The organism is Epilithonimonas mollis (genome assembly GCF_900142325.1).
GTDB lineage: Bacteria > Bacteroidota > Bacteroidia > Flavobacteriales > Weeksellaceae > Epilithonimonas > Epilithonimonas mollis.
On record NZ_FRAM01000004.1, the window covers coordinates 298,848 to 325,204 of the forward strand.

19 protein-coding genes are annotated in these 26,357 nt (G+C 37.0%); 3 read left to right on the top strand and 16 right to left on the bottom strand.

Annotation, left to right across the window (positions count from 1 at the left end; translation table 11 throughout):
- Positions 1-49: 49 nt before the first annotated feature.
- The 9 genes from BUA97_RS15620 to BUA97_RS15660 form a co-directional block, all read right to left on the bottom strand.
- Positions 50-2,296 (bottom strand): nitric-oxide reductase large subunit, encoded by a 2,247-nt coding sequence (locus tag BUA97_RS15620; protein ID WP_073000021.1) that lies wholly within the window; start codon positions 2,294-2,296, stop codon positions 50-52.
- Positions 2,297-2,310: 14 nt separating this feature from the next.
- Positions 2,311-3,036, bottom strand: coding sequence for an iron-sulfur cluster repair di-iron protein (gene ric, locus BUA97_RS15625; protein WP_073000023.1), 726 nt, complete (start codon positions 3,034-3,036; stop codon positions 2,311-2,313).
- 198 nt (positions 3,037-3,234) lie between these two features.
- Positions 3,235-3,660, bottom strand: coding sequence for a c-type cytochrome (locus BUA97_RS15630; protein WP_073000025.1), 426 nt, complete (start codon positions 3,658-3,660; stop codon positions 3,235-3,237).
- 12 nt (positions 3,661-3,672) lie between these two features.
- Positions 3,673-4,236 (bottom strand): SCO family protein, encoded by a 564-nt coding sequence (locus BUA97_RS15635; RefSeq protein WP_073000028.1) that lies wholly within the window; start codon positions 4,234-4,236, stop codon positions 3,673-3,675.
- A gap of 15 nt (positions 4,237-4,251) precedes the next feature.
- Positions 4,252-5,073 (bottom strand): formylglycine-generating enzyme family protein, encoded by an 822-nt coding sequence (locus tag BUA97_RS15640; protein WP_073000031.1) that lies wholly within the window; start codon positions 5,071-5,073, stop codon positions 4,252-4,254.
- 198 nt (positions 5,074-5,271) lie between these two features.
- Positions 5,272-6,306 carry a copper-containing nitrite reductase gene (nirK, locus tag BUA97_RS15645; protein WP_073000033.1) on the bottom strand — a complete coding sequence of 345 codons (1,035 nt, stop codon included), beginning with the start codon at positions 6,304-6,306 and terminating at the stop codon, positions 5,272-5,274.
- 105 nt (positions 6,307-6,411) lie between these two features.
- Positions 6,412-6,843: an RrF2 family transcriptional regulator gene (locus BUA97_RS15650; RefSeq protein ID WP_073000036.1), complete on the bottom strand. Its 432-nt coding sequence runs from the start codon at positions 6,841-6,843 to the stop codon at positions 6,412-6,414.
- A gap of 226 nt (positions 6,844-7,069) precedes the next feature.
- Positions 7,070-9,814 (bottom strand): fibronectin type III domain-containing protein, encoded by a 2,745-nt coding sequence (locus BUA97_RS15655; protein ID WP_073000038.1) that lies wholly within the window; start codon positions 9,812-9,814, stop codon positions 7,070-7,072.
- A 402-nt stretch (positions 9,815-10,216) separates the two neighbouring features.
- Positions 10,217-10,807: a CinA family protein gene (locus tag BUA97_RS15660; RefSeq protein ID WP_073000040.1), complete on the bottom strand. Its 591-nt coding sequence runs from the start codon at positions 10,805-10,807 to the stop codon at positions 10,217-10,219.
- 298 nt (positions 10,808-11,105) lie between these two features.
- Between BUA97_RS15660 and BUA97_RS15665 the strand changes: the two genes are divergently transcribed.
- The 3 genes from BUA97_RS15665 to BUA97_RS15675 all read left to right on the top strand — a co-directional run bounded on the left by BUA97_RS15665 (position 11,106) and on the right by BUA97_RS15675 (position 12,310).
- Positions 11,106-11,528: a hypothetical protein gene (locus BUA97_RS15665; protein ID WP_139258355.1), complete on the top strand. Its 423-nt coding sequence runs from the start codon at positions 11,106-11,108 to the stop codon at positions 11,526-11,528.
- A 29-nt stretch (positions 11,529-11,557) separates the two neighbouring features.
- Complete coding sequence (locus tag BUA97_RS15670) at positions 11,558-11,908, top strand: prevent-host-death protein (RefSeq protein ID WP_073000044.1); 351 nt, start codon at positions 11,558-11,560, stop codon at positions 11,906-11,908.
- A 78-nt stretch (positions 11,909-11,986) separates the two neighbouring features.
- Positions 11,987-12,310, top strand: a complete 324-nt coding sequence (locus BUA97_RS15675) for a zinc-binding dehydrogenase (RefSeq protein ID WP_073000046.1) — start codon at positions 11,987-11,989, stop codon at positions 12,308-12,310.
- Positions 12,311-13,220: 910 nt separating this feature from the next.
- Here the strand turns inward: BUA97_RS15675 and BUA97_RS15680 are convergent.
- The 7 genes from BUA97_RS15680 to BUA97_RS15715 form a co-directional block, all read right to left on the bottom strand.
- A complete protein-coding gene (locus BUA97_RS15680) occupies positions 13,221-14,237 on the bottom strand; it encodes a nucleotidyl transferase AbiEii/AbiGii toxin family protein (RefSeq protein ID WP_073000048.1) in 1,017 nt (338 codons plus the stop codon).
- Position 14,238: 1 nt separating this feature from the next.
- Positions 14,239-14,838: a DUF6088 family protein gene (locus tag BUA97_RS15685; RefSeq protein ID WP_073000127.1), complete on the bottom strand. Its 600-nt coding sequence runs from the start codon at positions 14,836-14,838 to the stop codon at positions 14,239-14,241.
- 249 nt (positions 14,839-15,087) lie between these two features.
- Complete coding sequence (locus BUA97_RS15690; protein ID WP_245795951.1) at positions 15,088-18,033, bottom strand: DEAD/DEAH box helicase; 2,946 nt, start codon at positions 18,031-18,033, stop codon at positions 15,088-15,090.
- A gap of 846 nt (positions 18,034-18,879) precedes the next feature.
- Complete coding sequence (locus BUA97_RS15700; protein WP_073000054.1) at positions 18,880-20,109, bottom strand: type II toxin-antitoxin system HipA family toxin; 1,230 nt, start codon at positions 20,107-20,109, stop codon at positions 18,880-18,882.
- Positions 20,106-20,411 carry a helix-turn-helix domain-containing protein gene (locus BUA97_RS15705; RefSeq protein WP_073000055.1) on the bottom strand — a complete coding sequence of 102 codons (306 nt, stop codon included), beginning with the start codon at positions 20,409-20,411 and terminating at the stop codon, positions 20,106-20,108. The genes BUA97_RS15700 and BUA97_RS15705 overlap by 4 nt, the downstream gene beginning before the upstream one ends.
- Before the next feature lie 92 nt (positions 20,412-20,503).
- Entirely contained in the window at positions 20,504-25,648 is a 5,145-nt protein-coding gene (locus tag BUA97_RS15710) for an Eco57I restriction-modification methylase domain-containing protein (protein WP_073000057.1), read from the bottom strand.
- Positions 25,641-26,321, bottom strand: a complete 681-nt coding sequence (locus tag BUA97_RS15715; protein ID WP_073000060.1) for a hypothetical protein — start codon at positions 26,319-26,321, stop codon at positions 25,641-25,643. Before BUA97_RS15715 ends, BUA97_RS15710 begins: the two co-directional genes overlap by 8 nt.
- Between the last annotated feature and the right edge of the window lie 36 nt (positions 26,322-26,357).

Consider the following 26,357-nt stretch of genomic DNA (forward strand, 5'->3'; position numbering starts at 1 on the left):
TTAAAAAGAACCGCCACAACAAAAGAGTGGCAGTTCAGGATTAAATTGATTATCTTTTATCTTTTAAAGACCAACCGGTTTTGAGTCCGATAATGAAAACAACCAGCAGCATCTCTCCTACTGCCAATAGAATATCACCCGGAACACGCAACCAACGCAAAGTACTCATCATATCGGTTTGCATAAATTCGGCGGAACGTGCATACCAATAACCTTCTTTAATAGACGCCACAGACTGCATAATTCCTATAGGCAACAAACTGATGGTAACCATTACCAATAATCCGATATTTGTTAACCAAAACGCCCAACCGATCAGTTTGTCATTCCATTCTCTGTCAGGATACAGTCCTCTCAACATAAACATCATCAAGCCAATTCCCAGGATTCCGTACACTCCGAACAATGCTGCATGACCGTGAACTGCAGTAGTATTTAAACCTTGAATATAATACAATGCTATCGGTGGATTAATAGCAAATCCGAAAATACCTGCACCGAGGAAATTCCAGAAACACATTGCAATGAAGCAGTAGATCGGCCATTTGTACGCTTTAATCCATTTGGTAGATTTACTGATCTGATAATTTTGATAAGCTTCAAACCCTATTAAAACCAAAGGCACAATTTCCAGCGCACTGAATGTTGCTCCCAAAGCCAGAACTGCTGTTGGTGTCGCACTGAAATATAAGTGATGGAATGTCCCTAAAATACCTCCTGCCAGGAAAATAATGGTGGAGAAAAGTACAGCATGCGTAGCCGACTTCAATCTTAACAGTCCTAACCTTGTGAATAAGAATGCAGCTACAACAGTTGCAAAAACTTCAAAGAATCCTTCTACCCAAAGATGCACCACCCACCATCTCCAATATTCTGCTATGGCCATATGGGTTTGTCTTCCGTACATCAATCCGGCTCCATAAAATAAAGCAATGGCAACTGCAGAAAGGGTAAATAATAATAACAAATGCCGGTCACCATCTTTCTTTTTCAAGGCTGGAAGAAGCGCTCTTACCATTAAAACTAACCATAGAATTAATCCTACCAGAAGTAAAATCTGCCAGATTCTTCCCAATTCTACATATTCGTAACCAGAATGTCCCCATAGGAAATTATCTACATAACCTAATTTTTGCATCACACCCAGCCATTGCCCGGCTAAAGAACCAAAAACTACGATCAATAATGCTCCGAATAAAATATTGACTCCCAACACCTGATATCTCGGCTCGTGACCCGAAACAGCCGGAGCAATGTATAATCCTGTTGCCAGCCAGGAAGTTGCGATCCAGAAAATTGCCAATTGTACATGCCAGCTTCGCGAAATAGATTGTGGTAAAAATTCATCCAACGGGAAACCATAGAATCCGCTTCCTTCGACGCCATAATGCGCCGTGATAACACCTGCAAACATTTGAACCAGGATCAACAACGCCACAACCCAGATGTATTTTAGAGTAGCACGCATAGAAGGTGTTGGTTTCATATTTCTGAGTGGATCTTCTAACGGAAGTATTTCGCTGATTTCTTCTTCCTTATTTTTAGCGTGATAGAAAACCAGCAACCCAACGCAACCCAGCAACATCAAGACACTGAAACCGGACCATAAATGCAATGATGGTGGCGGAATATTTCCTATCAATTCATCATGCGGCCAGTTATTGGTATATGTGATTCCGGTATCTCCGGGACGATCTGTGATACAGACCCAGGCCGCCCAGGAAAAGAAAGCATTCATTTTGGCCATTCTTTCGTTAGTTTTCACTGTGTTTTTCGGGATGGCATAATGATCCCGAAGCTGACTCATCTCAGCATCATTCATGAATATCTTAGCATAATATTTTGCCAGTTCTGTATGTACTTTTGCTCTTTCGGGAGAAATTACAATCGTATTGGTGGCATCGTCTAAAGTATTCTTGCGAATTTCTTTTTTCAGAAGAACTTTGTATCTAGCTTGCTCATCATCTGGAAGATTTTTATAAATTTTCCCGTCTTTTTTCGCCAGCTCATCCAAAAGAAGAAGTGATTCCCGGTGAAGATAATCTGCACTCCAATCTGGAGCGATATAAGCGCCATGTCCCCAGATACTTCCAACAGTTTGCCCCCCAATGGATTGCCAGACATTTTGACCATCTTTGATATCTTGCCCGGTTGCTATAACTGTTCCATCCGTCGTAACCATTTTATCCGGAACAGGCGGAATTTTCCTGTAAATATCTACGCCATAATAAATCAAAACTGCAAATGAACCGATAATCACAGCGGCGAGCCAGGTCCATAATTTTTTAGTTGTCATAATCTTCTTAAATCTTAATATTCTGCAGAAAATTCTTTTTCGAGGTTAATGGCTTTAGGAAAAAGAATATTATTTTCTAAGTGAATGTGTTTGTGAAGATCATTTTCAAAATCCTGAAGCATTGCAAATGTAACCCTGTACGTATTACAGGCGTCTGCAGGCGGTGTATACTCGTTGGTAAGATCCGCAATTTTTCTTAAGCGCTCCCCTTCAACAGTATGTTCGTGCTTCATCATATTGACAGGATTTTCTACCGTTCCGAATTGAGGGTGCGGAATGGCTTCATTTGAAATCTTGGCCTTCACCATGTTTTTCACAAAAGGAAAAAGAATCAATTCTTCTTTTTTCATATGCGCTGCAAGATCGTGTGCCGAACCATCAAAAAGTTCTTTAATTTCAAATAATTCCGGATGACGTCCGCCGTGAACCTTGCATAATTTATCTAAAAACTGCTGGAGAATCGGCGTTTTTTCTTCTACGTAACGATGATGTGTTTTTTCTACATAATCTGCTAATAGATCCAAAGGCCAGCTGTTGAAATCGATAGAATTACCATCCGTTTTCGGGAGATTTTCAATATCTGAATAGATTTGATCTTTATCCAAATCCTTAGAACTGCAGGCTTCTTCTATTGTTCTTCCGCCTTTACAGCAAAAGTCAATACCATATTTTTTAAATATCGCTGCTGTTCTAAAATCTGCCGCTACGATGTCTCCTATAAAGTCTTTCTGTGAATTCATAATTTAATACTTTTTTATCTTTTATTATTATAAATTTTTTTTCTAAATGTCAATTTCATTATTAAATCGATTTTAATGATGCTTTTTCTCAGCATTGCGAAAGGATAAACTACTAAATACTAACTACAATGCAAATTCGCAATGCCCGAAAAAAATAAAGACAGGAATATTCAAATTCCTAATAGTTATTAACCCGATTTATTTCTTTAATGACAAAATATATTTCACCATTTTTTGCGCATTTTCTTTGCTCATTCCGGCATGGGCAGTCATTGGAACATCTCCCCAAACGCCTTTTCCACCATCAATGATCTTTTGAGCCAGATGATCAATATCTGCATCAGTATATTTTGCGGCAACGTCTTGATAGGCCGGCCCAACCAGTTTTGCATCAATTTTGTGACAGGCAAGACAGTCGGCGCCTTCCACAAGAGACTTACCCGCAGAAATATCGTCTGTCGCAACTGGCTGGTCGGTTGATGGTGGCGGAGACATCGGCGAAGCCTGAGGCTCGTATGATGTATTATCCACAATCGGAGGTTTTTCTTTTGGTTCTTCCTCTTTTTTGGAACAGGAAATCTGGAATAAGGACAACATTAAAGTTGCTAAAAATAATCGTTTCATAATTTTCTGATTTTATAATTCTATTTGTTTCTTAATTTCTTCGGCAGTAACTTCAATGTTTTCATCCAATCCTTCTTTTTGGAAAGCCATAGTGCCATCTTTTGTGTAAACAGTAATGATGTTGGAGTGCGAAAACTCAATCGGGGAAATCTCTTTGTATTTGATCGCCATAACGTTAGCCAACTCTCTGGTATCATTTTCATTGCTCCGGATGAAAGTCCATTCTTTCTCATCAAACTGATTGGTTTTGAGATAAGCTTTCATCACTTCCGGCGTATCAGTTTCGGGATCGATGGAGATTAAAACATATTGGATTTCGTCTGGATTTACCTTCCCAACTTTCCTGGAAATATTTCGCATTTCTGCTGTCAGTTTTGGACAAGCAGTTTTGCAGGATGTAAAAATCATAGCCGTCACCACAACTTTTCCTTTGAAGTTGATCAACGAAAGCTTTTCTCCATTCTGATTTTCCCATTCAGAATCTACATTGTATATAGAATCCGGCTTTAGAGGTTCAGGGTTTTTACTGCAGGAAAATAAAACCAATGCAGTCAATAAATAAAATAATTTTTTCATTTTTTCATTCTTAAATTAATCTTTCGCACATCGGAAACCGAGATTATTAAGGCAGTAATTGGCCTGCAGGCTTCCGCGTAATGCATATCTGACAAATGCGGCATAATTCCGAAGATCGGCAGAGGTTACCGCTGCTCCGGCACAGAAAAGATTGTCATTTGTCGCATTGTCTTTTCTGGATTCTCCGCTCATCATCACCGAATTAAAATCGAAAGTCCATTCCCAAACCATTCCGTACATATTGTAGACACCGTAATAGTTCGGAGCTTCCTGTCTGATGATCTGTTTGTTTTTATTTTTTTTCTGATAGGCTTTCAGAATAAAATCTGTGAATTCTGGATTTTGTGAAGCATTTTTGGACTTCTGATCCGCTAATGCAACAAATTCCCATTCATCAATTGTCGGCAATCTTTTCCCCACACTTTTGGCGTATTCTTTGGCGGCAAACCAGGAAACATTCGTTACCGGTGCATCAGGATTCAGATTTTCCGGAATTTCAAAATCGCTTTTCCAGTTTTGAAGATATGTGCTGTCTGCATACAGCCTTTTTACTTTACTTTTGGCCCATTGAGGATTTATTTTGAGAAATTGGAGATACTCTGCATTGGTAACAGGACTGTCATCCAGATAGAAAGATACTACTTTTACGATTCTTCCGGAATCCTTTCCTATGAAAGCTTCATAAGTCCCGGCTGCTATTTTCACCATTTTCTTTGAACTGGAAACGGATTTCAAATGGTTTTGATTCTGGGATGCTTTTTCAGGCATTTCGGAATGTCCGGAACAGGAAAACAGTATTGCGACCATTGCAAAAAACACACTAACCACGACTCTCATTATTTCTCAATTTTCAGATCCTCAATTGGACCTCAAGTAAAATTTTATTTTAAATTACCGATCTAATCTATATTGCGACAAATCTCTCGCAGCCCGACCTGAGTGGAGCTCTTTTTGTGCAGCGAAGCGGAACAAAAAAGCGGGAACGGAGGGCGGATAAGCTGCCCAAATAAAATGGACTTTATTTATTTTTGAATTCTAATTCTTTTTATAAACTGCAGGATTTTCGGCTCCTGTAATTTTAATTTTTCCTAACGCTCCTTTGTTGAATGCTCTGAAAATTGCGTGATCCACAATCACATATTCGCCAGGAACCGTTGCTTTAAATTCCACAATGGATGCTCCACCAGGCGGAATAACTGTCGTTTGTACGTTTTCATTGATTTTGCTGCCACCTTCCATATAGACTTTGTCAAAAATTTCGCCGATAACGTGGAACGAAGAAGTCAGGTTGGGACCACCATTTCCTACAAAGAATCTGACGGTTTCTCCTACTTTTGCCTGAAGCTCGTTGGCGCCTAATAAAGCACCTGTATTGCCGTTGAATACAACATAATCAGGATGCTCAGCTATGGCTTTGTCCATATCAAATTCCTGAAGGCCTTTGTCACCAAATTTACCTTTGGTGTAGAAATCGCCTTGCATAATGTAGAACTCTTTATCGACTTTTGGCAATCCGCCTTCGGGTTCTATGAGTATCAATCCGTACATGCCGTTGGCGATATGCATCCCGACTGGAGCTGTAGCACAGTGATAGACATAAAGCCCGGGATTAAGTGCTTTAAAATTGAATATTTTTTCTGTTCCTGGAGCTACAAAAGTTGCTTCTGCTCCACCTCCGGGTCCATTGACTGCATGGAGATCAATATTGTGTGGAAAAGTATTATTCTCATTATTCTTGAGATGTAACTCGATATCATCTCCCACTCTTGCCCGAATGAAACTTCCCGGAACTGTTCCGTTGAACGTCCAGAAATTATATTGAGTTCCATCTGCAAGTTCGCCGGCTTTTTCTATCGTTTCCAGTCTTACAATGATTTTTTTCGCTGACCGGGTTCCTATTGGTGCAGGGACATTAGGTGCTGTTACGAACTTATGTTCCTCGGTTGTTCCGTCGGTTTTTATCTGCGATGCATCCTGTTTATTTTCTGAAGCGGCAGATTCGTTTTGTTTGCAGGAATCCAGACTGATGAAAGCAGACAAAACAGCTGTGAAAAGAAGTGATTTTCTCATGTTAATAATTTTCGATTTTTTAATTGGTAATAAAATTAAAAGGATATAAATACCTTTTAGTATTTTATTTATAATGATTTTTTAAATTTTTTAAAGTTATTTGTTTTATTGTTTGAGAAACGTTAGTCTTAAATCGAGATTTTTGACAAACATTTCGATTTTAGAATTTTCCAGCATATCTTTTATCTGCTGACGAATATGTTTAAAATCGTTATGAATGGGACAAGGATGATTTTCCGAACATTCTTTAAGACCCAGCCCGCAACCGGAGAAAAGTTTGTTTCCGTCTATCTCTTTCACGATATCTGCAACAGATTGCTCAAGGTCTTTCCCTTCCATAAAAAAACCTCCGTTCGGTCCTTTTGCAGATTGTACAAATCCTTTTCTGCTGAGATCCTGCAATATTTTCGCAATGAAATACTCCGGGGAATCTATTCCTGATGAAATATCTTTTATCCCTACCCTGCTCCCGTCTTTAGACTTCTGCGCGATAAAGATCAAAGCACGAATGGCGTATTCACAGGTTTTAGAAAACATTCTCTATTTTTATATGACAAAGGTAAGATACTTATTTTAAATAAAAGACAGTTTAGTATTTTATTACACTGATATATATCAGTTCTGATAAGTTTACTAAATTTCTTCCGTATTTTTAATTGGATAATTATCATGTAACATGCGAAAAACACAGCAATAACTTAAAAACAATAACCCTGAACATGACAGCTGTCCAGGGTTGTAATTTTTGATTAAAGGTTTTATATTATTTCACTATCATTTTGACGGTATATAGTTTATTTGAAAATATTTTCAGGACGTAAACCCCTTTTGGAAGGCTCTGATTGATGATCGATGTTGCATTGTTATTGATGTTCTTCGAGGTGTAGAAAAGACTTCCCGTCATATCATAGACATCAATTTTCTCGATCGGATATTTTGCCTTGATATAAGTTCTCTCGCCACTGTTAACTGGATTTGGATAAACCTGAATTCCTGATTCTGATGAGTTGCTGCTGGTACCAAGAGTTTCTCCAACCACCTCAAATTCGACTCTGTTAGAAACCTCATTATAAGAATCATTGGTAAACATGACAATGAAATAACTTCCCGGTTCAGTTGGTAATTTATCATCAGGAATCTCTACATTACCATTTGCAATACCATTGAAATAAGTATAGCTAACCAGAGGATCGATGTTCGGGTTATCATTTTTATGGTAGATTCCCAGCCAGTCTTTCACAATACCGGGAGAATCTGTCCATGTTGCCATGATATTTTCATTCAGGTTATATATCGTTTTATTGATCATGAGTTGGGTGATGTCGTCTCCGATCTGGAAGAAGATTTTATTACCTACGGCTGTATAGCCGTCCTCGAGAAAATATTGTGCAAAATAGTAACCTTTCGGCAATCCGTTGAATGTATAAGTACCATTAGCAGAAGTCACATAAGCCCATTTCGGAGAAGTTACAGCAGACGACGGCGTTATCCCTACTTTATAAACACCTACCCAATCTTTGGACAAAGCAGGTGCATTAGTGTAACTTAGCTTTACTGTTCCGGTCACCGGATAATTATTCTGATCTGTAGACAAGGTTACGGGCGGACCAACGTAAAATGATTTTCTTGGTGCAATTTCCGTATAGCCATCGTTAGCCATTAGAGCAGCATAATATTGTCCTTTTGTAGCCAAACCACTAGTGAAAGTCATACTTCCACTGACCTGTCCATTGGTATATTTCCAGATCTGGGAAGGATTGGCTGAACCGGGATTTTGCCCCTTTTTATAGATCCCAATCCAGTCCTTTGCATTTCCGGGTGTATCTGTAAAGCTGATCTTGATGGGTTTATTTTGCTCATATTCCGTAGCATCGGGAACGATCTGTGTGTTAAGCACGACACTGTTAATGATCTTAAAAGATTTTATATCGCTCCAAGGAGACCATTTCAGATTTCTGTCCCTGTATCTGACTTTAACATAATAAACTCCATTGGTTAATCCATTCTTTTCAATTGTAGCTTTTGTAATGTCAAGATTGGCATTGACATCCTTTGACTCGTCTGTTCTGTTGCCTGCTTTACCATAAAAGTTTTCAAAATCCCTGTAGATATCTTTTTCCACAATGCTGAAATCCTGAGTTTTGGATAATAGGAACTCAGTCGTATTCAGCAATTCATCAGAAGTTGTCTCATAAGGAGAGCTTTCTATTGTGATCGGAAGTTCCAATTCCTGACCGTTGTAATTGTTCAGAATACCCGGTTTTTGCGGTGCAGGTTTATTTTTAGCATGATGAAATCTGTCCATCAGCACATTATCTTTCCATTCAAAAATACTGCCTATAGAATAAGCTTCGACATCAAATGTATTGTTAACAGTATCAACATCGATGATCTGATAGATCCAGTTTGGGAGCGTTTTCTGGACGTCATCAAAATCCTGTTCAGACGACATTCCCCAATACTGATCCCAGGCTACACCACCGGAAATAATCTGATAGGTCGGAAAATTCTTAAGCTGACCTCTGTGATACAAGTGATGATGGGCTCCGATATGCAAAATATGTTTCGCACTTGTATTCATAATTGGCATCACGGTATTCCTGATCCATGTCGAGATATCGCCGACATATTGCTCAGCCTGGTAAGGTCTGTGTCCCAAAGATACAATCCATTGTACGGTATTATCCTGATCAGCCAATGGCAAAATTTTGTTCAGCCATGTGATCTGATCATTAGACGGATGTTCGGTATCAAACGCAATGAAAAGCGTATTCCCTGCCTGTCTTGCATAATAAGCCTCGGAACCCGAAGAAATACCTTTATAAGTGACATCATCAAGGATATAATGATCATAATAAGCCTGCATTCCCAATGTACCGTATGTTTCGTGGTTACCAACAAGTGTCTGTATAGGAAGGAATCCCGACAATTTTTTGTTTTTGGAAAAATGTACATTTTCATAATGATCCAATGTCCCGACATCCACCTGATCGCCTACCATAACTGTCATTGCGATATTATCAGACGGATCTTTGTCATAGCCCCATTTTCTGGCTATCTGTCTTTTGGCAGCAGAAACCAAAGAATCATATCTCGGTACACCTTTCATCTGGTTGTCACCCATAATCAAAAAACGGATGTGGCCATCCGCAGTCGAAGCCTGTCCTGGTAATGGCAGTGTTTTAAAAGAATAAACCTGGGAAATACGGTTTCCTGTTTTGATTCTGTAGTAGTATTTTGTATTAGCCGTAAGACCATCAATCTTGACAGAATGGTAATAATAGTTAGCAGGATAACCTGTATCCGAAAGGATCTTGTTGGTACCCGTTTTTGTTGACGCCAGCTGATTTTGTGACAAACCATATTCAACGACGGTCTCTGCATTGTCCGTGGTTTTCCAGTTTACACAGATAGACGTCGGCGACGGCGCCTGGAGATAAGGAAATAATTCCTGTGCTGAAGCTGTTCCGCAGATCAGCATCAAACAAATTAATAATAGTCTTTTCATTTCTTTTATAGATTTGGGCAAAGCTATCATTGATCTATTATCTTATCTGTAATTGAATTTTAAATATGAATTAATTTTTGCTGTGTTATTTTATCTTTATGGCTGAAAAATTTACAATCCGGTGATATAAAGATCATTGTTCATCACAAATAATTAACAATAAAACCTTAATTATTATTAATCAATAGATTAGACGCCAAAACTATTATTTAGCAGTAAATTCATCATTTATATGATTAATTTGTTATTTTGTAAAAAGACCATTTGGTATTTTTACGCAAAAATCACAGAAAACCTTTTCTTACATTTCAAACTGCTTCCCCTGAGTTTTTCCGTTCAGGACATTTTTATTGACCGAAAAATTTTGAGTCAATTATAAAAATATAATATCGATTGCGGAAATTAAGAAGCTTTATCATTATCTATGCCTGTATCAATTTGCTTATCCAGCTCAAGCTTGAAACATCCCAGTATGAATTCGCTATAATACAACTGGGCATTTACAGCTTTGGTTCTCGAGTGCAGATCCAACCTTTCTGATAATATGATCTTTCCGCGGTGGCTTATTGAAAAGTAGGCGAACAGCTTTTTGCCAGATTCTTCTACAGGTGTGGCATAACCCGTTACAGCTATGGACCAGTTTGTTCTGTACATTTTTGCCACATTCAGAGCCATGGTTTCAGCAATATTGGAAGAAACACAATTGGTTTTTATGGCCTCCTCCAGGTCAACCTTTAGAATTTCAACCTTTTCCTGAAGACTGTACGCGGTTATCCCACCCATGAAAAAAGTTGAGGCATCTCTCATCTGGGAAAAGGAAAACTGTAGAAAACCGGATGTCACACTTTCTGCAACTGCAATCGTTTCCTTACATTGCAACATTCGTTTGCCAATATAACTAAGCAAATTTTCGAGTTCAATAATAAAAAAAATAAGTGACCTTACAGACAGTTCGTCTGAACTGACACCGATCTGAGATGGCTTTACAATCATAAATTAATTTGAATAAGACTACTGAAGCAAATGAGAATCTTCAATTGTTCGGACCGACGAAAATAGGAAAATCAGATTCTTTCATTTATGACCTGAATCATCAATAATTATTTCAAAATAAAATGAAACAGGGCTTTTATAGGAGTTAAAAAGGCATTTGAAAATCAAACTTTATTATTAATTACAAAAGACAGATAGACTTAATTCAAAAATAATTTAATATTTGACATAACTGTTTAAGCTTTTCCCCATAATGGCATTTGTATTGTTAGGAAACATTATTATTAATTCGTTTACCATGAAAAAACTGATTCTAATAGCAATTTGTTTTGTCGGGTTATCATCGTGCGATAAACCAGCTAAAATGGCTGGCAACAATATCAAAGAAGAAAAGCCCGCAGTTGGATCTGAGAAAGATAGCCACGGATGTATTGCAACCGCAGGACAGACCTGGAGCGAACTGAAAAAAGATTGCATTCAGATTTTTAATGAAGGATTACGGCTTAATCCTGTGGAAGCACAAAAAAATAATTCTGTTATCAGTATCTTTGTACTATTAAATGACGACAGATCTAAACTTGAACTCTTTTTACCACATAATACCATCATGTTAACCAAATCTGATCAGGGTATCTATCAAAACGATAATTATGAATATGATTCCGAAAAATCTGTTCTATATGTCAATGGTATAAAGAAATATGAAGGTAATGTTGAATAATTTATGATTACTGTATCTAAAAATATGATATGAATTTTACACTGGAGATCACGGCGCCCGAAAGAGGCTCAAACATTTTATTTAAAACCATTTATTTTAATGCTTTTAAAATTAATATTATTGAAAGATACTCCGGGAAGGGGCATAATAAATTTTACCATATCATTATAAAGCTCAGAACTATTGATGATGAGATCATACTTACTAAAAATGGTGCGGGAAGAATGAAGATTAGCGAATCAGACTTCGAGAGCTATGGACGATTGTCTAAAGTATTGAATTCTTATGAATACCGAAACAAACTGATGGATCGAAAAACGGTTGATGATAAGTTTGTTAACTTCATTCTGAGCAAGATGGTTAATAATTACCAGCTGTAGTTATTTATAATTTAATTTGTTGAAAGCTATAGTGGATAATCAAAGAAAAGCTAATTTATTTCCCCCGATGCAGAATATGTGAGCGTAAGAGAAGGGCAATGTCTCCCGATTCCTGACGGGCTGAGTTTTGCGGAAGCTGCAAGTTTACCAGAAACTGTATTTACCGTCTGGTCCAACATTTTTCAGAGAGGAAATCTTCAATCTGAAGAAACGCTTTTACTTCATGGCGGAAACAGCGGCATTGGAATTACCGGTATTCAGATTGCCCATGCATTAGGTTCAAAAGTGATTGTGACCGTTGGTTCTGACGAAAAAGGTAAAATTTGTCTTAAGTTGGGCGCTGATTCATATATCAATTATAAACACAGAATTTTGAAGACGAATTACAAAAAGAAGGTGTAGATGTTATTCTGGAAGATTGGCGGCGCTTATTTAGCCAAAAAGATACAATAATAAAGGCGAGGAAATCACCAAGTATTTTATAGAAGAAAACAATTTTGTGTGGACATGGACAGTTTTGATAACAAAATTCCATCTTCAGGATATGTGCAGACAGTTAGGAAAAATATCGTCAAAAAATCATTAATCCAAAAAGTAGAGAGAAGAAGTCCTTTGGTGTCGGAAGACGCACAACGCGATATCTTGCGTTTATGGAAAATTTGTATTAAAGTGTACTAAAGTCTTTAAAGTTATTTAAAAGTGACAACCAAAAAACCAAAAAAAATGGATTCTTTTTTAAAAATCCTTTCGAGGTACAACAAAGGTACAAATTTGTACCGATTATCACAAATCAATGCAAAATAAACGTATATTAGCAAAATAGATAAAAGCCCTATAAATAAGGGTTTTATGTTTATTAATAAGGGTTTTTGATTGTTTGTTTTGCTGTGGTTACTTTCCGATACAGCATCTATAGAAGTCTTTATTGATGGTGGTTTATACCATACAAGGTGTACAAAAGTGGTACAAGATTAAGATGCTGCAACATCTTTTTTTTCTACTTTTCCGCACGCATCTCATCACAGTAAATGATTGTAAACCAATACTTTAAAATACTTCACGATAAATTTAAAAATACATTTGTACTACTTTTGTCCACCTCCAACCTTATAAAATATTGAAAATTAAATAATTAACAATTCCCGACTGCAACGGTGATAATTATTACATTTCGCCTGTACACCTCAATTTTTTTCTATTTTTTGAATAAAGATAAATTTTCGAATGTAGCTTTAACATCTTAAAATTCGTATTAAGTCAAATAAAAGTTTTTCGTACTTCTCTCAAAATCATCATTTCCTGAGGAAAGCTTTTACCCCTCAAAAACAACCCATTCCAATTTATTAATTTCAGACTTTAGCTTTTCTAACGTTTTAATGATTTCAGAAAAATTGGGTCTGTGTTCGCTGTAAAGCATTTCCGATTTCATGGTTTCGTAGTCTTCTTCCCATTTCTTAATAATTGTGTCCGGAGGAATTGGATTTATTGTTTGAGGATTGTGTAGTAAATAATCAACACCAGTAACTTTAGTAAATTCGATTCTGTGATGAACAATAGTTTTATATAAATCCTCATCCCGTAGTGCCTTATCTTTAAACTCAGAATGATAAAGAGAGTAAATATCATATAAATGTCTACTTAGACGATTTACTCTGATTTTATCATATGGTTTCTGAAATTCTTCATGTAACAAGAATATTTTCTCCAAAAAAGTTCTCTCAGGGTTGACAGAGGGTACACGAAATTCATCACTTGCAAATTCTAAATCTTTGTATTCCTGATCAACAAAAGAAGAAATTAAACAATCAGAGAATGGTTCTTTTAATGACCTACAACCTATTTCAATTTGTACTCGGGGATTCAAATATCCTTTAGTTTCAATGATGGAAGGATAGTAAATATTAATGATTCGTGGATCCTGGTCTGATGACTGAACATCTTCTAAGGTAAATGTAACAGCTTCTGCAATGCCTTTCTCTTCAAAACATTTCTGTAGCTTTGGGTAAAATTCTTCAGATACGAATTTCCCTGATTTCTTTCGAAGATTAGTCTTTCTTTTGGTTATTTCAGTAAAACCCAAAAATTCTCTATCGATAGCCAAATCAATATCTTCAGAAAACCTCTGAATTAAATTCCAAGACTTACTTAATGAAGTGCCGCCTTTAAAAACTAAATATTTAGCTTCGTCCATTTCAAATATTATAGACAAACTTTGCGTAACCCACCAGTCTTTTTCAACAGCAAAAGGTGTAATCCCTTTCTTTTCTGCAACGTGATTTAATGCATTAATTCTTGTTTTCTCAGGTAAGTTTAGAAATTTATTTTTCATTTTATTTAGTCAAAGCTTTACGCATTATTACTCTGATCCATTCAGGAGCTAATTTAATGTCATGTTCTAAACGGTATTGCTCTTCATTTTTCAAGTGATTTAAGACCGTTCGAATTTCATCATCCGTTACATTATCTTTTCCTATTTCTTTAAGAGCCTGAATTACTATCCCACTAATATTTCCAATCACAGCTAAATTTTTGGGACTTGTTTTTTTAAAAACAATACTTCGATTACCTACTTTGACAGTTCTAGCTGATCCGTCCGTTTGATAAACCAGATTCATTGGTACTTGTGACGACAATCCGAGTTTATTAAGAGCTAACACACCTGTCGGAATAATTCGAGCTTTGTCCCTTTTTCTTATGGATTCTGCGATCTTTTCTGCCGTTGGCAAAATCTCACCTAAATGAGGATCCTGCTCTAAAACAGAAAAGATACCTCTTGCAACTCGACAAACTTTCTTTTCGTTAACCAAACGCTCTAGTGCTTTGGAAATAGCTTTGTAGTTACCAAAAGATAAAAAATCTTCAGTATAAAAAAGCGAACCCCTCTTGGCTTTTTTTATTTTATCAAGTATTTTATTATCAATACTTTCCATTGGTTCAAAGTATATTTTTGTCGCAAATTTAGCAAATATTTGCGACAAAATAACCATAGATTTGCTATTCTGCTCAGTACCCTTTAAATTTGTTACAAATTTAAAGGGTACTGATAGTAAAATCGCCCTTCGTTTTTGGAGGTATCTCCTAGAGTATCTTTATTTTTGCGCATATCCAGTACGCACGATCTCAAATCTTCTATAAAACTAGCAACGAATGTTGATTATACTATTATTGCAAACTACCAGCTAATTTAACCGTTCCTCCAACTGCCCTTTCCAAGTTGCAAATCCTTTGTTACTGTCCGAATAATCGTGCATAATCCTTGAAAAGTTCTGAGGATTGGTTTCCAAATAAGTTTGTCTCCCTTTCTCTTTTATGATATTTAGTTCTTTGTCAATTTGTTTTATGGTGTCTATCAATATAGATTTGTTTTTTTCCATATGCCAAATGTAGGTTGCTTCTTCAGTGTCTAAAGTCTCTAAAACTATGTGATAGTTTTGAGTTCCTGATAATAAGAATACAAATGAAAAAGGTTGCAAAACAAACCGTAGCTTCATTACACTTCGCTCGTGCTTGTCAGCCAAAAACTGAATGTGTTGTGAATGTTTATATTGCTTTCCCTTTAACAAATCCTCCAGAATACTTTCAGGGTTCGTATAAATATTTTGATTATTAGGAAGTTCATTGGTTGTAAGAATATTTTGTTTTGATATAGGAATTTGACCAATGAAGTTTTTATTCAGAAATTGGAACTTTACGCTTTCAATTAATTCTTTATTGATGTTTTCAATATCGGCAGAAGTTGCTAATTGTGACAAGATTACTCCATTTTCTACCTCAGCATAAATTTCAATATTAATAACTTTTGATTTTAAAACCCTGGCAAAATAAGGTTTAAGAACTTCGAATTCTGGTCTAAATTCTTCATTTTCAATTTCAAAATTAAATCGCTGGTTACTTTCTTTATCATTGTATTCAAAACCAACATTACCATATCTGAAATCCAAATCTTCTATTGCAATTCTGATTTGTTTAGTAATGATTAAACTTTCTCTTTCGGTGATAATTTCGGTTGGTTCGTCAAATAAGTTTGCGTGTTTGGCTATTTGACGATAATAACTGTTTCGTTTTAAAAAAAGTTTGTTCAGATAATCAATTTTGATGTCCCTGTAATCATAAATAGTAGGATTGATTTCCGAACGTTGTACACGACCTATATATTGAATCAGTTTACCTTTAAAAGAAAAAGGGTAGACTAAAAATAAGGTATTGATATTGGACAAATCCGAACCTTCGCCAAAATACTGTCCTGTAGTAATGAACACCTGAAAATTACCTTGTTGTAAGGCTTGCCATTTGGATTTCCTGTTACTTTCGGAATCATCGCCGCTTAGTGTAATAATTTCATAAGATTGCTTTAGAAAAAGATGAAGCGTATCAATATGCTCTTTTCTTTCAGTGATAATGGCGATTCGTTTTCCTTTGGATAACTCTATTTTTATGTCATTCAGAATAAGTTTGTTTCGTTCTGAGTCGTGAACTAAAATTTTTGAAAGAGTTTCAAAATTGTCTGTTTTTGAATTGAATGGCACATCCAAATCGGTAGTTCTGACAATGATTTGAGCGTGTTTAAAGTTTTCTATTTCATTGCTTATAACCTCTGAAATCACATTACCTAAATAAGCAAATATAAGTTTGTCGTCATTATATTTCCTGAATGGTGTTGCCGTCAAGCCATACAAATGAAAAGTTTCCAGTTTTCCAATGGTACTTCGAAATGTTTCCGCAGCAATATGATGGCATTCATCTACTAGAATTGTTCCGAATAGATTTTGCATTTGTTCTGTTTGTTTTGGTAAACTCTGAACCGTAGCAATGGTGACTTGCTTTCCAATCTTAGCTTTCCCTTGACCTATAATACCGACTTCGTGTTTAGGAATTCCAAGAAATGCCTGGATTCGTTCCTGCCATTGTTCCAACAACTGTTTGCGATGTACAACTATTAAAGCTGGTTGTTTTTTATCCGAAATAATTTTCAACCCCATAATCGTTTTACCCGAACCCGGTGGAGCAACGATAACACCAAAATCCTTTTTTGAAACAGCTTTTACAACTTTATCTTGATGATTTCTCAAAATTGCATTGAATGCAAAATCAATTTCTTCTTTTAGCCTCCTTTGGTCTTTAAAATCAAAATCCAAATTCTGTTCTTTACAAAACCGAAGCAATTTCCCAATAAAGCCTCGTGGAACAATAATTTCATTTTCTGTTTCTTCAACAAGTTTAAAATAACGGTCTGTTCCAAAAGTATTTTTTCCTGATTTCTTCTTGATAAAGAATTCAGAATTGGCAAAATTTAATTCTTCTTTTAAAAAATTAATCAATGGAGGTGTCAATCCATCTCTTTGAATACGGATATTTTTATAGAGTGTGATAGATAATTTTTCGTAACCGCTTTTGGAAATTGGTGAATTGTGCGTTGTTGAAATTTCCTGAAATAGATTGTCTAAAACATCAATGGAAGCTCTCTCGATTTCATTCAAAAATTGCCATTGATGTAAAAAAGGTTCAAAAGTCTCCGGATTAATAAAACAACTATTTCCGGCTTCCATTGCAGGCTTATAAAGTGGTAATGCTATCAGATTCCCCAAACCTTTCCCCGAAAGAAAATCCTGATTAGGAAACAGTCTGTCAAAACTTGAACTCTTGTCAAACATTGAAAATATACCCGATTGTTCCAAAATCGAAATGAAAATTTTTCTACTTCTGACAGATGGATAAGGTTTTTCGAAAAATATCCAAACGTGTCCGCCATTTCCCGAACGTGAACGTTCCAAATAGCCAGGGATATTTTTCTTTTTGCAAGCGTTTAAGAAATTGACCGCTTCCTGTTTCCAGTTCTGTTTATCAAAATCAGCGACCAAAAACCAGGAAGTATTGTTCTGCAATAATGGATAAACACCAATTTGCTGAATACCATTTAAGTGTTTTTGAATTTCGTTATCGGTAAGTGGTAAATAATTTTTGTTTGAATAATTTGAAAAAGTACCGCCATTCATTTTATGTACCCGGTAATGATATGGGTCGTATTGATATGCAGGCATATAACCTGACTTTCCTGCTTTTTCCCAACGAACGGCAAACACTTCCTCTCTTCCTTGAAATAAGGAACGGACAGTGTTTATTTGCACGTTAGGATTATTATTCATAAAAGTTTAAATAATGTACACTTCTGAAAGTTTCTGAAATGATTTTGACTCTCCAATTCTTTCTTTTGTTGTACATTCAACAAAATGTAATTGTCACCATTAACAAAAAAGGAATCAGGTGTTCCCTTACTTGTTTTTTCTTTGCCAACAACGGAATCGGGCGAACCTATAAATTTTATTCCCTTCAAATGCAACATTTTTTAGATATAGCATTTTTAATTGAGAGATTATAAAATTATGAAAAGAAAGCCATATTATATAATTTTACATTCCAAAAATCAAGTATTATAGGATTTACAAAAATTAATATTTGTCCTTCAAAATCACTATGCTTAAGGTAATAATCACTTACTTGTTTTTATATTTTGCTCGAACTTCTATATCATCAAGATAATTTCCCAAGGATTTGTTCAACTAAACAATTCTTCTAAAAATAGGGGATAGAGTTTTTATATTCGCTGAAATCTTGTGCGCCGCCCGATACAGTATCTATAGAAGTCTTTATCTATGGTGGTTTACGTACATCGAGGTGTACAAAAGTGGTACAGGATTAAGATGCTGCAACATCTTTTTTTTCTACTTTTCCGCACGAATCTCGTCACATTAAACACTTGTAAACCAATGTTTTAAAATATTTAACGATGAATTTAAAAATACATTTGTACTACTTTTGTCCACCTCCAACCTTGTAAATTACTGTAAATTAGACAATTAACATTTCCCGAATGCAACAGTGATAATTGATACATTTCGTCTGTACACCTCAATTTTCATCCATTTTAGGGCAAAATAATTTAAAAATGCTAACAAGTATAGCTTAAACTTTTACTAAAATTTCTTAATTAATCTACCTATTAATTCTCTGTTGGATTTATTGACTCCAAAATCTTTTGATAGTCTTGACCATTTGCTAATTGCTGATGTTGTTTGCTCAATAACATCCTCTATGAATTCTTTTGGTAGTTTAGCCTCATTTCCTAATTTGACAAGATGTTTTGTTGTTATATTTCTACCCTCTCCCAAAACCATGGTACTCTGCTCTCCGCCAGGACCTGACGAAAATGTTAAATCGTAGGCAGGAGAAAGTTTCCAGTTGCCGGTTTCGTCCATTAAAAAGCTAAAGTTTTTTGTATGGTCATCCCTATTATGAGCCATTACATTGAAGACAGCCAATCGATACATTTTTTCGACTTCACGAATATCTTTTGTCAGGCTTGCAGTCAAGTTCAGTAGATCTTCATAATCTAGCGACGGTAGTCTGAAATTGCTATGCAGCAACCCACTTACAGTATGCATATGTAATCTTCTATTACCATTCCTGTCGAATCTCTTCACTGCGAAATAACCGCTCCCATTTTGGGAGGGAAATAAATGCACATCCGGCATTGAGATACCAGCTTCTGCAGCCATCAGCGCATAGACATATTCAATGGCTCCGGAATCCAGACCGTCCTGCGAATTGGAAAACTTAACTAACCAATGTTCAAAAGTTTCGTCTAAATTTTGGGTTCCGTATAATATATTTTTTCGTTTACCATCTACGCCAATGAGTGCTTTTGGTCTGGCACCTGCTGAAGAACCATTTAAAGCTAACAGCTCAGTAATTACTTCTTCTGAACTTCCTTCCAAGACTTTTTCAGTTTGTGCAGCCAGCACATCAAGGTCAACTTTATCTTGTGTCACTTCAGGACTATGATCCGGCTCATAAACCAATGCTCCCATTCCGTGCATACCTACATGAGCCAGGCGGTCTAGAGGTGAAACATCTGATGGCATCAATCCGAAGGTTCTGATCATGCGGTCAAATAGCAATCTTCCCCAGCCATCCGGCAAGCTGTCGCTGAATACCCCGGCCAATCCGTCAAATGGATGCAGGGACAATCCACTAACGCCTCTTTTCAAAGGCAATCTGAAAGGAGATATTTCAAATCCATCGTTAACAAAATTGTCATCATATTGGAAGTAGATGATACCACTACGTATTGCAAGACGTCCAACAGGCTGGACTACTAGGCCAAAATCTAATCCAACTTTTATTTCTGCAATAGTCTTATTCATTTTCTTCGACCTCTTTTTTTAATTAAATTATCATCTTGTTTCAAAACATCATCTATTGAATTGAAAGCTGGCTTGTCTGGCTTAAGAGCATCAAGCAATTGTTCCATACCTCCAACTACCATTAATATCTTTAGAAAAGAGTCCAGCGAAATCAATCCTTTTTGTTCAAACTTCCTGAGGGTGGAAAGTGCTACCCCTGAACGTTCGGCCAGCCCTTCCTGAGTAAGTTCCATCAGAAGTCTCCGATCACGAACATAATCAGCAATCAGTTTCTGCGTTTTAGACAATGAAATAAGTAACATAACTGTATTATTTAATTACAATAATAATGATTAACTGTTATTACTGTATTACAAATATATAAAATTACAATCTATAAAATCAGCTAAATATATTATCTTTTTCTTTTGGTTTCGATCTGCAAATTACTTTCATTTTGATAATTTATGATAGACGAGAAACTTTTTGCAACATGATCTGTTGTAAAGGTGCATCCAAATAAAGTTTTATTTTCATCACTCCGCTCACTGATAAAATCAATTGCTTTATTTATATTTATTTGTTCTTCTCTTTCTTGCTTGTATTGGAGAATCAGCTGTATTTTAGTTTCAGGAAGTTGTTCTAATCTTTTATCAAGTTCAACAATTTTCGCTTCTGTATCCTGTGTCTGCTTTTCTATTTCTGCAACATTAACCCCTTTTTCACCTAAAAATTCAATTGTTTTCTGAACTTCCATTTTAGCAAGGTCAATCGTTTTCTGGTAAGATGGAAGTTGATTTTTCCAGTAATTGGTATTAGCATCTCCATTTTGAGAATAGCCTAAGATTCTGTAGTAAGCTTGTTCAGCTTTAGTCACCATTTCTTTCACCTTAAGAAAATCTTCTTGCTTTCTAAGGACGAATGCAATATCTGCCAGAAATTTATTTTTCTCACTTTCAATTTTCTTCTTGAGTAACTCGATTTCAATATTAGCCCTTGTTTCAGGATTTGTGATGATTGAGGTTTTAAGTTCTTGTGTGCTGATATCCGAAATGTCCAGCACATCAGCTCCCTTCTTCATCGCTTCCAGATATCTTGCCTGTTTCGATTGTAATTTCTGCAACATAAAAACATCAATGCTGTCATTGGTGAGCATAAAGTTCACCCTAACATTTTCATGCCTATTTCCCTGTCGCCAGGCACGGCCTTCCACCTGTCTTAATGTGGTAAAGTTGTATGGTAGGGACAGCAGGTACAGGTCCGTAGTATTTTCCTGGAGATTCATTCCCTCCTGAATAGCTTCACTGCCGATGACGATCTTGATCTTCCCGGAATTAAAATCATTCTGTACTGATATCCTCTGTGCTTTACTCGTAGTACCAGTAATGACACCTATTTCATCAGGCTTGTAACCAATATTGGTCACAAGATACTCTTTCATCTTTGGAAATTCAGCTACTGCCAATTCAGAATAAATGATCTGTCCTGCGTCCGGAATGTCTTTTTTATTTTGCTGGATAAGATTCATTGTTTCCTTCAGCTTCGGTGAGTTATCAATAAATTCTTCTACGGTTGGCAATCCCCCATCATAATAAGGCGACAAATACGGAGAAATAGTAATCAGCCGTGCATTAAGAATGTGTGTGAGTATTGCTCCCTTTTCCGTTTCGCTGAAACTTTCCGTCAATAGATCATACTGCTCTTTCGTCAAGTCATTTTGCTCAATCTTATATTCTTTGTTGATCTTGTTGGGACGGACCAGTTCTGGATTATCCTCTTCACCCTTGATGTCTATAAATTCAGATAATAGCTGCTGAAACAATGAATTGTTCTTGAACCGGCGTACATTGGCTTTAAACTTCACATCGCCTTTCGCATCGATCTCCATATCGGTGTCCGCTTCCATAAAGGTTTCAAAGAAGGTATTGACATTGAAATAGCCGGATTCTTCAAGACGTTTATTGGCGATCAGGGAAAGTATGGAATAGTATTCCAGCGGTTTGTTGGTGAATGGTGTCGCCGAAAGCAGAGTAACATTTCTACCGTCATACTTTTGCTGAATGTACTGTGCGGCCATCCAGGTGTTGATTCCCAATTTGGAAGTCTGCTGATTTTGGCTTCTGAAATCGGAAGAAAATCTTCTGTCCTCAATTCTCACCTTACCTACAATATGATTAGCATTATGGACTTCATCGAATGTGATATGGTCGAAACCGAAATCTTCCCAGTCGTAGATCTTGCCACGCTTCATTTTACCCTCTACCTCTTTGGTCTTCTCCAATTCTTTTTGGAAATCCCTGTCGCTGATTGAATTCACACTTCGTAACTCACTTTCTGAGATATACGAAAACTTTGAGGCCAGATCCTGAGTAATGCTTTCCGAAAAACCTATGTTGTTGAAGCCCTCATACGTCACAATGGTAATTTCTCCGTCCTTGTTGTCAAATTTTGAAAGGTCATAATCTTTTCCGAGATTTCCCAGAACATTGACCTTCGCATTTGGTATCGTTTCAAAGATGGTTTCCACCCATTGTTTGATAATACTGTCGTTTGGGACAATAATCAAAGGTCTTTTAGAATTTGCCCTTTCCATTGCTTCGTGCATCGAGAGGATTCCGGATAAGGTTTTCCCGAATCCTACCTCGTGCGCCAGTAAACCAACGCCCTTAGTTGTCAGCCTTCCGATACCTGCTTTTTGAACCTCAGTTAATCTTAATTCATGCCCTTTGAAGTTCTTATTGATTTTAGAAAATAAGGGGAATTTGGAATAGTCCGGAACGTAGATATTGTTGTAGTTTTTGTTGAACTCTCTCACAAACCTTTCCCTGAGTTCATCCGATAATTCTTCAAGTATAAATTTTTGAAAGAGATCGATGGCTGCAGCCTTTCTTCGGTCCCGAACTAAGGCGTTACGTTCTTTGTCACTTCCTGTGACCGTCTCATTATCGACAAACTGTCTTACTTCCCAGGCTGAAGAACCCTGGAAGGCATCACTGGGTAAGGTCCCGACAAAATCTTTGAATTTTTCAGCCAGGTTGTAATCAACAGTGACGACCTCGCTTAGTTTTGTATTGTAGTTGTATTGTTCTTTTTCCACTTGTCCCAATGCAAATTGTTGGACGAATTCGTGATTGGGACTGATCGATATTTCATCGATTGACTTTGGTATTGGCAGAACACGTTGGAGTAATGCTTTTTGTTTTTCATACTGGTCTTCGGTGCCGCCAACAGAATTTTTATCGGCAAAGTCCCTTTCCAACTGTTCCAGCTTGGCATAAATATTACCTTCCGCATAATAAAAGTCGTGTACCCACTTGCCGCCAATATAATTGGCGAATCTGTAGTGCTTGCCTCTGTTATTCAGCGTTCCGTCATAATCCGTGTCCCGGAATGCTTCGATCTGTTGCGAAGTGATATCAGAACTATTCTGAAGCGAAGTATTCACCACTTCATCAGTTTTTGAAAACAGGTATTTTAAAATTCCTTTTTTGATTTGGGGCTTCGTCTGGACACTGAATTCGGACTCTTTCCTTTTATTTTGAGCCTGAAGTATTTTATCGGTTTTCTCAAGAATTTCAGCAAATTGATCCCGGCTGAGGTTCTTTGGCTCATTAGTCAGCTGAGTTTGCAGCTTGGTGTACTTCTCAATCTCCCTTAAGATTGCAGGGGATTTGAATCTGATGTCGTTGAGTTGAGAGACGATCGTTTTAAGTTTGTCCTGTACCTCGGAAAGATCAATTTCAGTTTCTTTTTCCGGATTACCTTCTTTTTCAACTGGAACTGTTTTTTGTATGTTTACCTCAGTTTCAACATTCTCAAAAAGCAGGTCTTCAAAGAGATTCCCTATTCTTTCGGTTTGTTTGTTCGTTTCAAGTCTCTGCAGCCTGGCTAATGCTTCATCCAGATTTCCGTGGACGTATAGCTCCATACGTCCGAAACGATTCGATTTCTCACGGATCTCACCCAAAATGTTTCCTGGATTTTTTTCAAAATAAGCGGAGATATCCCGATTAATTTTTTGAGAGGATTTTTTAAGAATAATGATATCCGTTCCGATCTGTGTTCCTGCAAAAGCTCCGATTGGTAATCGGAAAGCCTTGACCAATTCAGCATTTTCAAGATCTCTCTTGCGGTTGAGCCAGCCTGACGGAAGGACCATTGCCAGGACTCCATCGTCTTTCAGAACATCAAGGCTGCGTTTGACAAAGTAATCTTCGTATTTGGAAAGTTTGGGTTCCTCACCCAACCCTTTATAGAGACCACGATGTTCGCCATAAGGCGGATTTCCGATTACAAAATCGTATTGCTGAGAAAAATCCTTTTTGTTTCCCTTCTCGTCAATAAATTCAGTTTCAAAAGAACGGAGATTTATGTTGGCTTCAGGATGGAGTATTTTCGCGATCTTCGCTGTGGTCTCATTGATCTCAAAGGCAGAAATAGTTGCATTAGAAGCAAGTCCATTAGCTGCATACAAGAAGCCGCCCGTCCCCACGCTCGGTTCTAAAACGCTTAGTTCCTTCCTGTTTTTAAAGTGGTCTTTGATTAGGTTCCGGACAGCCTCTACGATTTTCTGATCCGTGTAATACTCGTCAAGAATACCGCGACCTTCTTTTGCGACACCGCCGCTTTTAAACTGATGGCAGATATCTTTTAGTTCTTCGGTGATGGCGATGCCATCTTTAAAAAGAACCTCTTTGTTAATTGAAATAAAACAAGCTGCGGAAACGACTTCTGCAACTTGCTGGTTGGTCAGCTTCTGACCATTATATTTTGCGATAAGACCGCCTAATTCTGCAACATTTGCAGAATTATTGGTTATCTTGGGGACTTGTCCTTCGGATTTTCCTGTGTCGGGTGCAATTCGCCCGAATATGATTCTGCCCACGGAAGGTCTTTCTTCAGCATCCTGAGATTGTGTTCCGTCAGTGGATCTTCTTCCTCGTTCTCCGGGTTTGTGATCGCTCCGCTTTGCGCCTGAAGGTCCATTTCCAGCATTTGAGCTGTCCACATTTTGTCCTCTGTCGTTATTTCCGTTTTGTTGGGATTGGATGTCCTGCAAAGGTTTTCCAGAATCTCTTCCAGAAAATTCGGATCCCAGGTGCTGAGTGTCGGATATTCCTTTTGATCTAATTTTACTGCCGGCATTTTCTGATTCTTTTGATTTGACTAAATTACTGTTTTTATGAAGATTCTTTAATTTGTTCTGAAGATATTGAGCCAGGTTCTTATTTCCATTGGCGGATATCTCATACATTTTCCGGATGTCTTTGATATTCTTGTCCCTAAATTCCATCAGGATTTTGAGCGTTGCTGCATCGTCTGTCCGGTTTGCTTCAAGACACAAAAAGATCTTGCCTTCGAAATACTTGAATCTGCTGAGGAATTTTTTTGCATTCGTAACCGCATTGAGCGTAACAAGGGTTCTTGTATTGGATTGCCCGTTAAGCTCTAACAGTTTTTGGAACGACTTAGCATCCTCATTTTTTCCAAAAAGGATCAGTTCGTTTTTACTTCCTTCAATGACAGTAATGTCATCATTTATTTCTATAGGCTCACTCATTTTTTGTGCGTGTTACAAAACGATTAAACTCAAATAGTTCCTGGGCCGGCTCGTCCCAGTTTTTTCTCGGAATCAACTGAAGCGTGACAAAAATGTCATTCTTCTTATTGTAAGAGTCAATACGTTCCAGCCGTCCGCGATAATCTATTTCAGCGTGTCGGTACAATGAGTACGGAAGAATAGTGTCGGTAGGATAGATATAGAACCGGGTGTAGTTCCAGGGCGAATTGATCTCGAAACGTTTATATTGTTTACCGAACAAAACAGTGTCAGATAATTTCCTTCTATTCCTGTAATTCGGAATCCATTCTTTTGAGAAAACAGCACCTTCTTTCTTCTGCCATACAAGCAATGGCTCTTGTTTTAGCACGACCTCCGAAAATATTGCGTTCTTTCTTTCAGAACCCAGTGAATAGCATAGAGAATCATTGATAAAATAAAGTTGCTTATTAACTTCCGGAAAGCTTCGGTCGGGAACGATTTCTATCAAATCATCCTCAGAATAGCTCATTTTGGAAATATGGAAACTCTGCATTTGGTCCAGTCCCTTGGAAGCATTGAAATAGACATTGGAAAAGATATCAATGCCGCCTTTATCCGGTTTAATTTCTTTTCGGCAGGAACTTAAGCCTAACATTACAGCATAAGATAATAGTGTCAATTTTATTTTCATCGTGTTTAATTTTAAAAAAGCGGCAGATCATCAGAC

Excerpts from the sequence above, each read along its gene's own strand:
- BUA97_RS15620 (WP_073000021.1), bottom strand. The coding sequence starts at position 2,296 with ATGACAACTAAAAAATTATGGACCTGGCTCGCCGCTGTGATTATCGGT.
- ric (WP_073000023.1), bottom strand. The coding sequence starts at position 3,036 with ATGAATTCACAGAAAGACTTTATAGGAGACATCGTAGCGGCAGATTTT.
- BUA97_RS15630 (WP_073000025.1), bottom strand. The coding sequence starts at position 3,660 with ATGAAACGATTATTTTTAGCAACTTTAATGTTGTCCTTATTCCAGATT.
- BUA97_RS15635 (WP_073000028.1), bottom strand. The coding sequence starts at position 4,236 with ATGAAAAAATTATTTTATTTATTGACTGCATTGGTTTTATTTTCCTGC.
- BUA97_RS15640 (WP_073000031.1), bottom strand. The coding sequence starts at position 5,073 with ATGAGAGTCGTGGTTAGTGTGTTTTTTGCAATGGTCGCAATACTGTTT.
- nirK (WP_073000033.1), bottom strand. The coding sequence starts at position 6,306 with ATGAGAAAATCACTTCTTTTCACAGCTGTTTTGTCTGCTTTCATCAGT.
- BUA97_RS15650 (WP_073000036.1), bottom strand. The coding sequence starts at position 6,843 with ATGTTTTCTAAAACCTGTGAATACGCCATTCGTGCTTTGATCTTTATC.
- BUA97_RS15655 (WP_073000038.1), bottom strand. The coding sequence starts at position 9,814 with ATGAAAAGACTATTATTAATTTGTTTGATGCTGATCTGCGGAACAGCT.
- BUA97_RS15660 (WP_073000040.1), bottom strand. The coding sequence starts at position 10,807 with ATGATTGTAAAGCCATCTCAGATCGGTGTCAGTTCAGACGAACTGTCT.
- BUA97_RS15665 (WP_139258355.1), top strand. The coding sequence starts at position 11,106 with ATGAAAAAACTGATTCTAATAGCAATTTGTTTTGTCGGGTTATCATCG.
- BUA97_RS15670 (WP_073000044.1), top strand. The coding sequence starts at position 11,558 with ATGAATTTTACACTGGAGATCACGGCGCCCGAAAGAGGCTCAAACATT.
- BUA97_RS15680 (WP_073000048.1), bottom strand. The coding sequence starts at position 14,237 with ATGAAAAATAAATTTCTAAACTTACCTGAGAAAACAAGAATTAATGCA.
- BUA97_RS15685 (WP_073000127.1), bottom strand. The coding sequence starts at position 14,838 with ATGGAAAGTATTGATAATAAAATACTTGATAAAATAAAAAAAGCCAAG.
- BUA97_RS15700 (WP_073000054.1), bottom strand. The coding sequence starts at position 20,109 with ATGAATAAGACTATTGCAGAAATAAAAGTTGGATTAGATTTTGGCCTA.
- BUA97_RS15705 (WP_073000055.1), bottom strand. The coding sequence starts at position 20,411 with ATGTTACTTATTTCATTGTCTAAAACGCAGAAACTGATTGCTGATTAT.
- BUA97_RS15710 (WP_073000057.1), bottom strand. The coding sequence starts at position 25,648 with ATGAGTGAGCCTATAGAAATAAATGATGACATTACTGTCATTGAAGGA.
- BUA97_RS15715 (WP_073000060.1), bottom strand. The coding sequence starts at position 26,321 with ATGAAAATAAAATTGACACTATTATCTTATGCTGTAATGTTAGGCTTA.